Raw genomic sequence first — 10,760 nt, forward strand, 5'->3', positions numbered from 1 at the left:
CGTGCCGCCTGGAGGCGAGGCGGTTCGTGCGCGGCGCCGGGCCATCCGGCCGCGGACCAGGCGCCGGCCGCGCACGTGCCCGTTCCGGCTTGCTGACACAGGGTGTGCGGCGGATGTGCCGGTGCCGGCCGGGGATGTGCGGTCGCGCCAGGGCACCGTGCGGCCGGCGGCCGCCGCATCGACCGGGTGGATGCGGTTGGCTTCCACTGTGGGCGGAGGCGATGGCAGAAACGCGGGCGGGGAGAACAGCTGTTCGAGGATGGGCGAAAGCCAAGCGGGCGTGCGGCGTGCGGTGCGCATGGCTGAAGCCTCCTCGCGGGCCGCGGTGCTGCGCTGCGCCATGGCCGGCACCGTGCCGGCCGGGCGCAGCCGGTTTGCGGCGGCGTGTGTTGCGGTCCAGCCGTGCCGCAGGGTGTGACCTGGGCGGCCCACCGCCATCCTATGACGCGCACGGCGGCGGCGGCTGGGCGAAAGCCCACCAGCCGCCTCAGGACGACCAACCGAGCCGGGGATCGAGCGCGCGGTAGAGGATGTCCACCAAGAGGTTGAGCAACATCACCAGGATGGAGAGCACGAACAGGGACGCGATGGCGGCGTGCATATCGCCCTGGGTGCCCGGTCCCATCGGCTGTCCCAAAGCGGACAGGGTATAGTGGAACACGCTCGACATCCCCGGGATCTGAAACAGGGTCTCGACGACCACGGTGTTGGCGATGACCATCGCCGTCTGCGGCCCGAAGAAGGTGACGACCGAGACCAGCGCCGGGCGCAGGGCGTGCCGGAGCACGAGACGCCAGCCCGGCAGGCCGCGCGCCTTGGCGCTGACCAGGTAGTCTTGGCGCAACGCCTGGTTCATCCCGGCCTGCATGAACTTGGTGAAGTAACCGATGTTGGCGGCCGCCAAAGCGCACATCGGCAGAATCGCGTACGACGGGCCGCCCCAACCGTGCAAGGGCAGGATGGGGATGAACACTCCGAACACCAGCTGCAGGTAGAACGCGACCGTGTAGGGCGGCATCCCCTGCGCGATGAGCCCGGCCAACGTCGCCACCGGCGCCAGCCAATGCCGCGCTTTGACCGCGGCGAAGACGCCGAGCGGCAGGCCGATGGCGGCCGCGATGAGGAGCGATCCCATGGCCAGCGTGAACGAGATGGAAAACGCCTGCATGAAAAACCGCGGCGGCACCTGGAGGTGGAAGGTCATCATGTCGCGCACCGTCTGGATGGTCCCCTGGACGAGCGACGGCACAATCATCTCCGGGTGGGTGACGGCCAGTGAACTGTACGGTCCGCCTGGCGCGAAGAACATGATGATGTAAGCGACGGCGACCACCGCGCACAAGGCGATGACGATGCCCGCGACGCGCGCGGCGAGAAAGCGGACGACCGGCATGGCAATCCCTCCACATGCGTGGCGTATGGCGCTCTGGATGGGGCGCTGGCGTGCCTATCCGTCAAGCGAGGTGGCATGCCGCCCAGTGACCCGGCGCCACCTCGCGCAAGGGCGGCCGGGAGAGGCGGCACCGCGCTTCGGCGAACGGGCAGCGCGTGTGAAAGCTGCACCCGGACGGCAAAGCGAGCGGCGACGGCACCTCGCCCGGGATGGTGACGAGCGGCGCGCGCGCCGCCGCCGATTCCGGCAGGTTCAGGACCGAGTCGAGCAGCATCCGGGTGTACGGGTGGCGCGGCCGGTCGAACAGGTCGTCCACCGCCGCCCGCTCGACCATCTCCCCCAGGTACATCACTGCCACCCTGGTGCTCATGTAACCGACCGATGCCAGGTTGTGCGAGATGAAGATGTAGGACAAGCCCCAATCCCGCTGCAGTTCTTGCAGCAGGGTCATGATCTGCGCCTGCACCGACACGTCGAGGGCGGAGAGCGGCTCGTCGCACACCACGAGCTTCGGATTCAGGATGAGCGCCCGCGCAATCATCACGCGCTGCTGCTGGCCACCCGAGAGCTCAAACGGATACGCCTGCGCGTGGCTGCGCGACAGCCCGACCCGTTCGAGCATCGCCTCCACCCGTGCCAGCATCTCCTTGCGCGTCCCCATCCGGTGCACGATGAGCGGGTCCATGACGTTGCGGCCGACGGTGAAGCGCGGGTTGAGGGCGGAGAGCGGGTCCTGGAAGACCATCTGCATGTCCCGGCGGCGGATGCGCAGGTCGCGCTTCGCGAGGCGGACGAGGTCGGTGCCGTCGAACACCACGCGGCCGCTGTCGGGCACGAGCAGCCGCAGGATGCAGCGTCCCAGGGTCGACTTGCCCGATCCGCTCTCGCCCACGACGCCGAGCGTCTCGCCGGCGCCAAGTTCCAGGTTGGCCTGGCGTACGGCGTACAAACGGCGCCCCCGGACGCGGAACGACTTGGTCAGGTCAGCGACGGTCAACAACGGCGTGATCGCCAAGTGCAACGACCTCCTTTGCGCGGTGGCAGGCGACCCAATGGCGATCCGAAGGCGCACCGGTGCCGGCCGCGGCGGCAGGTTCCGCGAGCGGCATGAGTGGCGGACGTTCCCGCCGGCACACGTCCGCGGCGAACGCGCACCGTTCGGCGAACGGGCAGCCGCGCGGCGGCTCGCGCAGCACGGGTGCGGTGCCGGGAATGGACACCAGGGGCTTGCGGCGGTGGCGCACATCGAGGTGCGACGCCCGCAGCGCGAGGGTGTACGGATGGGCCGGGCGCTCGATGAACTCGTCGATGGGGCAGACCTCCATGACCATCCCGGCGTACATGACCAGGACGCGATCGCACACGTTGGCCGCGACCCCGATGTCGTGGGTCACCATGATGGTGGCCATCCGGCGGCGGGCGCAGGCGTCGCGCAGGACGCGGAGCACCTGCACCTGGACGGTGGTGTCGAGCGCGGTCGTCGGCTCGTCGGCGATGAGCAGGTCGGGATCGCAGGCGAGGGCAACCGCGGTCATGACGCGCTGGCGCATACCGCCTGAGAGTTCAAACGGAAAGCTGTGAAAGCGCGTTTCGGGGTCCGGGATCCCCATCTCGGCGAGGAGGGCCAGCGCCCGCTGGCGCGCCTCCGCCTTGCCGCAGAAGTGGTGTTGCAGCATGGGTTCCATCACCTGGGCGCCGACGCGCAGGAACGGATTGAGGCCGGCGGAGACGCTTTGAAACACGACGCCGATGCGGCGGCCGCGGATGGTGCGCAGGTGCCGTTCCGGCAGGCGGAGCAGGTCCTCGCCGTCAAACCAGGCTTCGCCGGCGGTGACGCGCCCGTTGTCGCCGAGGAGGCCGAGGATGGACAGCAAAGACACCGACTTCCCGGAACCGCTTTCACCGAGGATGCCGAGCCATTCGCCGCGCCGGACGTGGAACGAGGCGCCGTTGACCGCATACACCGGGCCGTCCGGCTGGGCGAAGACGACCTCGAGGCCGCGGACGTCGAGCAGGGTGTCAGGCGCAAGGCCCATTCCAAGGCCCATTCACTTCACGGCTCCCTTCGGGCTGAGCATCTCCTGCAAGCCGTCGCCGACGGCGACGAGCGACATCAGGGTCAGGATGAAGATGCTGGTCGGGATGTACATGAGGTACGTGTAGCCCAAGTCGTAAGTCGCCCCCATCGCCATGAGGGTGCCGAAGCTGACCACGGGCAACTCCGGGCCGAAGCCAATCAGGCTCAGCATCGCTTCTTGGTTCATCATGTTGGCCATGGTGAACGCGGTGTAGACGATGATGCTGTTCACGATGTTCGGGAACACGTACCGGGTGGCGATGTACCACGTCGAGGCGCCGATGGCGTGACCGGATTCGACGAGATCGCCGTCGCGCATGGTGAGGACGAGGCCGCGGATGAGCCGTGCGAACCCGGCCCACTGGGTGACGCCGATGGCGAGGATGAGCGAGGGCATGCCCCGGCCCAGGGTCACGAGCAGGATCATGGCAAAGTAGAACCCGGGAAAGGCGAACATGAAATCGGTGAAGCGCATCAGGACGTGATCGACCCAGCCGCCGCGCATCCCGGCGGCGAGGCCGATGACGGCGCCGACCAGGAAGGCGACCGCCGTGGCCACCACCGCAATCACCATGGAGTAGCGGATGCCGTAGAGGACCATGCTGAACAGGTCCTGGCCGAGGTTGTTGGTGCCGAACGGGAACTGCCAGCTCGGGCCTTCGTTGGCGTGCATGAAGTCCATGTCGGTCGGCCGGTGCGGGGCCAGCCACGGGCCGAATGCGGTCGCTGCGGCGATGAGCGTCAGCCACACGAGACCGGCGACGGACAGTTTGCTCCGGACGAAGCGCCGCCAAGCGCTCCGCCGCCGGAAGACCAGGGAGGGGACAGGATGGATGAGGCTCGGCACACTGCTCATGCGGGTGCAATCGACCTCCTAAACCGCTCTCGGCGGGTGGCGAAACGTGCGTATGGCGAAAGTTCGCGGGCACGGGAAAAGATGAAAGCGCTGTCTGCTAATGAATTTGTTATAGCGCAAACAGAGCGAACCATCAAGCAGTTTGTTGAGGCATTCATAGAAATTCGTAGAAATGAGAGCAATCCTGGGCGCATCGCCACGTGCAAGATCCAGAAGCCGAAGGTCACGGCGGGTTTGAAAGCGATTGCAATCAAGGCTGCCATCAAGGCGCGCCGACGGCGGCGCGCACGGTCACAGCACACGGGTCCCGAACTGAAACTTCGGTGACCAGTACGGGTCGCGCAGGCTGAACATGCGCACCCCGTGTGTGGTCAACGCCAACACCTGGCTGTCTGGCAGATAGATGCCGACGAACGTCACGGCGTGCGAAGCGTTGTCCGCGCTGAAGAACACCAGGTCACCCGGACGCAGGGCGTCCCGGTTGCGGATCGGTTTTCCGGTGCGGGCCTGTTCCGCGATGGTGCGCGGGAGCTTGATGCCGGCGTGTGCATAGATCATCTGGATGAAGCCGGAAGCGTCTGTCTTCGGCGGCAGGGGCTGCGTGAGGTAGCGCAGCGCCCACTGGCACACCGCGATTTGGCGGGCTGTCGTGGCTTGCACCGTTTGGGACGGACCGATGTGGATGATCACATCGCCCGTTCCCGCCTGTGCTGCAGCGCCGGCGGACACCAAGGAGGCCGGCAGCAGACCGGACGCAAGCCCGGTCCACGCCAGCGCGGCGGCGCAGATGGCCGCAATTTGCCTTGGTCTGGCCGATGGTCGCGCGAAGAACCGTCGCGCGAAGAACATCGTGCTTCCCTCCTCGTGGCGTGCACGTCCTGCATGTGCCGCTTGCCAAGCCGGATCGCTCAGACGCTCTCACCCAACGTGCTCCACACCTCGAGCTTGGTCTTGACGCGCCGGATGACCTCGTCCGTGAACTCCGTGGTGCTCGCGCCGCCGCCCAGATCGGCCGTGCGCACGCCCGCCATGACCGCTTCCAGCGTCGCTTCGTAGATGGCGCGCGAAGCCAATTGGCATTTGCGGTCGTCGTGATAACCCAGAAGGCACGCGCCGGCCAGGATCATCGCCATCGGATTGGCGACGTTTTTGCCGAACAGGTTCGGGGCGGTGCCGTGCGGCGCTTCCGCCATCACCACCTGCGGCTGCCACGCCTCGTCCAACGCGAGCAGGATGGACTCCGATCCGGCGATGGACCCGAACATCTGCAGCACCAGGTCGGACAAACAGTCTCCGTCCCGGTTGAGCGCCGGGATGACGAGCGGCTCGCCGGCGCGCACCAAGAGGAGCGCGTAGGTGGCGTCGATGAGCTGCGGCTCGTATTCGACTTCCGGATAGCGCTTGGCCGCCGCGTCCAGCTCCTCTTTGAACATGCCTTCGTACACAGGGCTCACGGTGAACTTCGGGCCGCCGAACACCTTCGCCTTCAAACGTTTGGCGTGCTGGAACGCATACTCCGCCACGCCGCGGCACACCTTGCGGGAGATCTTTTCTGTCCGGTACGACCACTCATCCCCGTCGACCGTCTCCCGCCATTCCTTGGCACCGTAAGCGTCGTCGACCGCCATGCGCACGACGGAGATGGGGGAGAACACACCGACGGGAGGCGCGACGCCGGGAATGCGCCGCCCGGTACGCACGATGACGGTCCCGTTGATCTCTTTGCGCAGGATGGCGTTGGGGCTGCCGACATCCCCTTTGGCCTCCGGCGTGATGGTCGCAGCTTTCAGACCGTACTTGTGCTGCTTCATCGCCTGCGCCGCATCGTATACCACTTGATTTTGTGTCTTGCGCCGGTTCTCGAGGGAGAGGTCGTAGCGGAGAAACTGTATCGGGAATCCAATCACGTCCTCCGCCAGCACGCGCAGAGCTTGTTCCAGCAGCTCTTGTCCCGTTTGATCCCATTCCATGACCACGATGGTCGGCTGACCCACGCTGTCATCACCTCGGCTGCGTTCAAATGCGGTTCCAGTATAACACAGCCATGGCTGCGGCATGAAACGGCAGCGGGCAGGTGCCGTGACGGACGCATACGCTATGGAAGAAAAGCGCGGTGCGAACCACAGGGCAGAGGAGGAGGTACGCTGCATGGAACAACTGCTCGAAGCCGTACGCGGGTATTTCGCTGGGCGCAACGCCGCCTGGGTGACGGGGGATTATGTGCCCGCCCTGGCTGCCGCGCGCGCGCAGCCGGGAGCCGCCGCGGAACTGGAGCACGCGGTGGTCTTGCAGCGGCGCGCGGTGCGCCGGCGCGGGATATCCATCCTGCGCGCGCGCACCCGCGTCCGTCTTCAGCCGGGGAGAGGAGCGGTCAAAGAGGAGAAGACGGAGGTCGAGGTGTGGGCCGAGGAGACCGTGACCTGGCTGTATGCGGACCGGACGGATGTCGGCGTCGAAGCGCGTTGCATCCTGCATCGGCAACGTTGGCAGCGGGCCGCGGACGGCCATTGGATCCTGGCGGCGGTGGAAGCGCCTTCCGAACCGCCGGCTGAGGCGGCGGAGCCTCCGGTCCACCCACCTCAGCCGCCTGCTGTGCCGTCTGTGGCGGGCGGGATGTCCGTCATACAACCGCTGTTCACCCGCTGTACGCATTACGACCGTGTGCGCGTGCAGCGGTACGCCGATCTGTGGTGGAACGGGCACAATCCCGACTTCCCGGTTCTCGCAGCGGACAGCGCGAATTTTGCATCCCAGTGCCTCTTGGCCGGAAACATGCCCAGCCGGCGGACGGATGGAGGCGGCGGCTGGTGGTGTGCGTGGCCAGCCGGCGGGTCCGGAACGCCAGGGTGGAGCGACAGTTGGGGCTCGGCGGACCGGTTGTGTGCCTATCTGTTGCAGGAGGCAGGAGGAGAACTCGCATCCGGGCCGCGGGAACTGAAGGTCGGTGACCTGGTGTTCTACGACTGGAACGGCCAAGGATTTTATCAACACGTGGCCGTCGTCACCGATTTCGACGGGCGGGGCGATCCGCTCGTCAACGCGCACGCGGCCGCGAGCTTCCGCCGCCACTTCCTCTATCTCGACAGCCCGGCTTGGACGCCGCGCACCCGGTACGCGTTTGTCCATCTGCCGGATGCGGTGTGTTACACTGGACGAGGGTGAATCACCGTGTTGCACATCGTGCTGCATGAACCCGAGATCCCGGCTAACACCGGCAACATTTCGCGCACCTGCGCAGCCACCGGCTGTGTGCTGCACCTCATTCGCCCCCTTGGCTTTTCGACGGACGACAAACAGTTAAAACGTGCCGGGCTCGACTACTGGCACCTGCTCGACGTCCGCTACTACGACAGCATCGATGAACTGTGGGCGCGCCATCCCGAAGGGCGTTTCTTCTACCTCTCGACCAAAGGGAAGCGGTGGTATACGGACGTCTCTTACCAGCCGTGGGACTTCCTCGTGTTCGGCAAGGAAAGCCGCGGCCTGCCCGACGACATCCTCCAGCGCCACGCGGAGGAGACGTTCCGGATTCCGATTCGTGCGCAAGCCCGCTCTTTGAACTTGTCCAACGCCGTGGCCATCGTCGTGTTTGAAGCGTTGCGCCAACTGGGCTTTCCCGGTTTGGTGTAGGGCGGACGCGCGCAGTGGTTGGCGGCCAGACCGCGCCGGGGATGCAGAATCCGGAAAGGGGTGAAGACGTGGCGCTGACCACGCTGTTTACACCGAAGCGTTCGATGCATTACGCCAAAATACGCGGCCGACTCCTATTGCTCGGGAAATATGTCGAACCGCGCACGCCAAGGGGTACCGGCTGGTTTTGGCCACCAACCCTGTCTTCCCCGCGTTGGCGACGCAAGCCCGCATGCGCTGGGCCGGTCTCGATGGCGTGCCGTTTGCGAACGACAAGCCCCACCTCAGGCCGAGGTGGGGCTTTACATCTTCCCGTGCGGAGAGGGGTTGCCGGACGACTCGCTTCCCTCACTTCGCCAACACGTGCACCGGATGGCCAAGGGCGACCTCCGCCGCTTCCATGACCATTTCGCCCAGCGTTGGATGGGCGTGGATGGTGAGGGCGATGTCCTCCAGGGTGGTGCTCATCTCAATCGCCAAGCCCAACTCGGCGATGAGGTTGGACGCCTCCATGCCGATGACCTGCGCGCCGACCAACAGGCCCGTCTTCTTGTCGGCGATGAGCTTGACAAAGCCCGCGTCCGCGCCCAGGGCCACCGCGCGCCCGTTGGCGCCGTAGTTGAAGCGCCCGACCGCAATCTCGCCGTACTGTGCCTTCGCCTCCGCCTCCGACAAACCGACGGTTGCAATCTCCGGGTCCGAGAACACCACGGCCGGGATGCACCGGTAATCGACCGCGCTCGGCAGCCCCGCGATGGCTTCCGCCGCCACCTTGCCTTCGTACGACGCCTTGTGCGCCAGCGCGGCGCCCGGCACCACGTCGCCGATGGCGTACACGTTCGGGACGCTCGTCCGGCACTGGGCGTCCACTTCAATCAGGCCCTTGTCGTTGAGCTTGACGCCGATGCTCTCGAGTCCGAGGTCGTCCGTGTTTGGCCGCCGGCCGACCGTGACCAGCACGTATTCGGCGGTGATGGTCTTTTCCTCGCCGTTGACGGTGAAGGTGAGCGTGACGCCGTCCGCATCCTCCTTGACCGACTGGGCGAGGGCGTTGGTGTAGATGTCCACGCCGTTTTTCTTCAAGCTGCGCACCACCAAACGCGACAGCTGTTCATCAAAGGTGGGCAGTATGGAGCCCGTACCCTCGATGATGGTCACCTTGCTGCCGAACTTGGCGTACGCTTGTCCGAGCTCAATCCCGATGTACCCGCCGCCGATGACCACCAGGCTCTTCGGCACGTGGTCGAGCGCCAACGCCTCGGTGGAAGAGAGGACGCGCTTACCGAACGGGACCGATTTCAGCTCAACCGGGCGCGATCCGGTGGCGATGATGCAGTGGTTGAACACGTAGCGGCCGCTCTCGTGCTCCGACATGATGCGAACCTCGTTGGGTCCGGAGAAGAACGCCTCGCCCTGAACCACGTTCACCTTGTTGCCTTTGAGCAGCGCCTTCACGCCGCCGGTCATCTTGTCGACCACCGACTGCTTCCACTGCTGCACTGCCGCGAAATCGAGTTCGGCGGTCGTCTTGATGCCGGGGAACGGTTGGCCTTTGGCCAACTCGTAGTGGTGTGCCGCCGTGATGAGCGCCTTGGACGGGATGCAGCCGCGGTTGAGGCACACGCCGCCCAGTTCCGCCTTGTCGACCAGGGTCACCTGCTTGCCCAGCTGCGCCGCGCGGATGGCGGCCACGTAGCCGCCCGGTCCGCCGCCGATGACGAGGACGTCGACTTCCTGGGTGAATTCACCGACGACCATGGGTTACACCTCCATCAAGAGTAGGCGCGGGTTCTCCAGCAGCCGCTTCAGCGTGTTGATGAAGCGCTGGCCGAGCGCGCCGTCGATGACCCGGTGGTCGAAGCTGAGCGAGATGGCCATCATCTGGGCCGGGACAATCTCGCCGTTCTTCACCGCGGGGCGCTCGGTGATGCGGCCGATGCCGAGGATCGCGACCTCTGGGTAGTTGATGATGGGCGTGAAGAACATCCCGCCGGCCGATCCGATGTTGGTAATGGAGATGGTGCTCCCGCGCAGCTCTGCGGGCGTGAGCTTGCCGTTGCGGCCGCGCGTCGCCAGGTCCTCAATCTCGGCGGCGATGGTCCACATGTTCTTTTTGTCGGCGTCGCGCACCACCGGGACCAACAGGCCGCGTTCGGTATCGGTGGCGATGCCGATGTGGTAGTACCGCTTGATGATCAACTCCTGGCGCTCCTCGTCGAGCGAGGCGTTGAGCTCCGGATACTGCCGCAGGGCGGCGACCATGGCCTTCACAACAAACGGCAGGTAGGTGATCTTCACACCGCGTTCTTGCGCGATGGGCTTGATCTCCTGGCGCAGCTTGACGAGCTCCGTCACGTCCGCCTCGTCCATCAGCGTCACGTGCGGTGCCGTGTACATCGAGCGCACCATCGCCTCCGCAATCCGCTTGCGGATGGTGGTGAGCGGTACGCGCTCTTCCAGTGCCGCGCTTTCTGCAGCGGCCGCGCCCGCCGCGTCCGCCGGTTCGGGCGCGGAAGCCGCGCCGGGCGCGGCGGTTCCGGCCGCGGCGGTTGGTGCCTGTGCCTGTGCCTGTGCACCCTGGCTCAAGAACCGGTCGACGTCTGCTTTCGTGATCTTGCCGTTCGGCCCGGTACCCTGCACCTGCGTGAGATCAACACCCTTCTCCCGCGCATACTTGCGCACGCCGGGTGTCGCCAGCACCTCGCGCGCCACCGAAGGCGAAACCGCTTGTCCACCGGCGGGTGTCGCGGCAGCCGCCGGGGCGCCTGTCCCGGCCGTGGCGCTCGCCGCAGCCGTCCCTGACG

12 protein-coding genes are annotated in these 10,760 nt (G+C 66.3%); 3 read left to right on the plus strand and 9 right to left on the minus strand.

The features are described 5' to 3' along the window. From IEX97_RS12195 to IEX97_RS12215, 5 genes are all read right to left on the minus strand, one after another. On the minus strand, positions 1 to 300 hold a 300-nt coding region (locus tag IEX97_RS12195; protein ID WP_188883369.1), incomplete at its 3' end, for a hypothetical protein. Positions 301 to 487: 187 nt separating this feature from the next. After that, positions 488 to 1,393 carry an ABC transporter permease gene (locus tag IEX97_RS12200; RefSeq protein ID WP_188883370.1) on the minus strand — a complete coding sequence of 302 codons (906 nt, stop codon included), beginning with the start codon at positions 1,391 to 1,393 and terminating at the stop codon, positions 488 to 490. Between the two features lie 61 nt (positions 1,394 to 1,454). Next, on the minus strand, positions 1,455 to 2,408 hold the full coding sequence (locus tag IEX97_RS12205) for an ABC transporter ATP-binding protein (RefSeq protein ID WP_229776887.1): 954 nt from the start codon (positions 2,406 to 2,408) through the stop codon (positions 1,455 to 1,457). After that, positions 2,377 to 3,441 (minus strand): ABC transporter ATP-binding protein, encoded by a 1,065-nt coding sequence (locus IEX97_RS12210; protein WP_229776888.1) that lies wholly within the window; start codon positions 3,439 to 3,441, stop codon positions 2,377 to 2,379. The genes IEX97_RS12205 and IEX97_RS12210 overlap by 32 nt, the downstream gene beginning before the upstream one ends. Beyond that, entirely contained in the window at positions 3,442 to 4,326 is an 885-nt protein-coding gene (locus IEX97_RS12215) for an ABC transporter permease (RefSeq protein WP_188883371.1), read from the minus strand. Here IEX97_RS12215 and IEX97_RS12220 point away from each other — a divergent pair. Next, positions 4,300 to 4,653 carry a hypothetical protein gene (locus tag IEX97_RS12220; protein WP_188883374.1) on the plus strand — a complete coding sequence of 118 codons (354 nt, stop codon included), beginning with the start codon at positions 4,300 to 4,302 and terminating at the stop codon, positions 4,651 to 4,653. The two genes, IEX97_RS12215 and IEX97_RS12220, sit on opposite strands and share 27 nt — an antisense overlap. On the opposite strand, the gene IEX97_RS12225 is transcribed toward IEX97_RS12220, so the two are convergent. Both IEX97_RS12225 and IEX97_RS12230 read right to left on the minus strand, forming a co-directional pair. Beyond that, on the minus strand, positions 4,618 to 5,175 hold the full coding sequence (locus IEX97_RS12225; protein WP_188883376.1) for a C40 family peptidase: 558 nt from the start codon (positions 5,173 to 5,175) through the stop codon (positions 4,618 to 4,620). The genes IEX97_RS12220 and IEX97_RS12225 overlap by 36 nt on opposite strands. Positions 5,176 to 5,234: 59 nt before the next feature. Then, a complete protein-coding gene (locus IEX97_RS12230) occupies positions 5,235 to 6,320 on the minus strand; it encodes an isocitrate/isopropylmalate family dehydrogenase (RefSeq protein WP_188883377.1) in 1,086 nt (361 codons plus the stop codon). 154 nt (positions 6,321 to 6,474) lie between these two features. Here IEX97_RS12230 and IEX97_RS12235 point away from each other — a divergent pair, with 154 nt between their 5' ends. Together IEX97_RS12235 and trmL are read left to right on the plus strand one after the other, a co-directional pair. Next, positions 6,475 to 7,488, plus strand: coding sequence for an amidase domain-containing protein (locus IEX97_RS12235; protein WP_188883378.1), 1,014 nt, complete (start codon positions 6,475 to 6,477; stop codon positions 7,486 to 7,488). Between the two features lie 9 nt (positions 7,489 to 7,497). Next, positions 7,498 to 7,956: a tRNA (uridine(34)/cytosine(34)/5-carboxymethylaminomethyluridine(34)-2'-O)-methyltransferase TrmL gene (trmL, locus tag IEX97_RS12240; RefSeq protein WP_188883385.1), complete on the plus strand. Its 459-nt coding sequence runs from the start codon at positions 7,498 to 7,500 to the stop codon at positions 7,954 to 7,956. 348 nt (positions 7,957 to 8,304) lie between these two features. Here trmL and lpdA read toward each other — a convergent pair whose 3' ends face one another. Together lpdA and IEX97_RS12250 are read right to left on the minus strand one after the other, a co-directional pair. After that, positions 8,305 to 9,714: a dihydrolipoyl dehydrogenase gene (lpdA, locus tag IEX97_RS12245; protein WP_188883379.1), complete on the minus strand. Its 1,410-nt coding sequence runs from the start codon at positions 9,712 to 9,714 to the stop codon at positions 8,305 to 8,307. 3 nt (positions 9,715 to 9,717) lie between these two features. After that, positions 9,718 to 10,760, minus strand: a 1,043-nt coding sequence (locus tag IEX97_RS12250) for a dihydrolipoamide acetyltransferase family protein (protein ID WP_188883380.1), incomplete at its 5' end; no start/stop codon positions are given.

This window comes from Paenalicyclobacillus cellulosilyticus, from assembly GCF_014647315.1.
GTDB classification, from domain to species: Bacteria; Bacillota; Bacilli; order Alicyclobacillales; family Alicyclobacillaceae; genus Alicyclobacillus_J; species Alicyclobacillus_J cellulosilyticus.

Excerpts from the sequence above, each read along its gene's own strand:
- IEX97_RS12200 (WP_188883370.1), bottom strand. The coding sequence starts at position 1,393 with ATGCCGGTCGTCCGCTTTCTCGCCGCGCGCGTCGCGGGCATCGTCATC.
- IEX97_RS12210 (WP_229776888.1), bottom strand. The coding sequence starts at position 3,441 with ATGGGCCTTGGAATGGGCCTTGCGCCTGACACCCTGCTCGACGTCCGC.
- IEX97_RS12220 (WP_188883374.1), top strand. The coding sequence starts at position 4,300 with ATGGATGAGGCTCGGCACACTGCTCATGCGGGTGCAATCGACCTCCTA.
- IEX97_RS12215 (WP_188883371.1), bottom strand. The coding sequence starts at position 4,326 with ATGAGCAGTGTGCCGAGCCTCATCCATCCTGTCCCCTCCCTGGTCTTC.
- IEX97_RS12225 (WP_188883376.1), bottom strand. The coding sequence starts at position 5,175 with ATGTTCTTCGCGCGACGGTTCTTCGCGCGACCATCGGCCAGACCAAGG.
- IEX97_RS12235 (WP_188883378.1), top strand. The coding sequence starts at position 6,475 with ATGGAACAACTGCTCGAAGCCGTACGCGGGTATTTCGCTGGGCGCAAC.
- lpdA (WP_188883379.1), bottom strand. The coding sequence starts at position 9,714 with ATGGTCGTCGGTGAATTCACCCAGGAAGTCGACGTCCTCGTCATCGGC.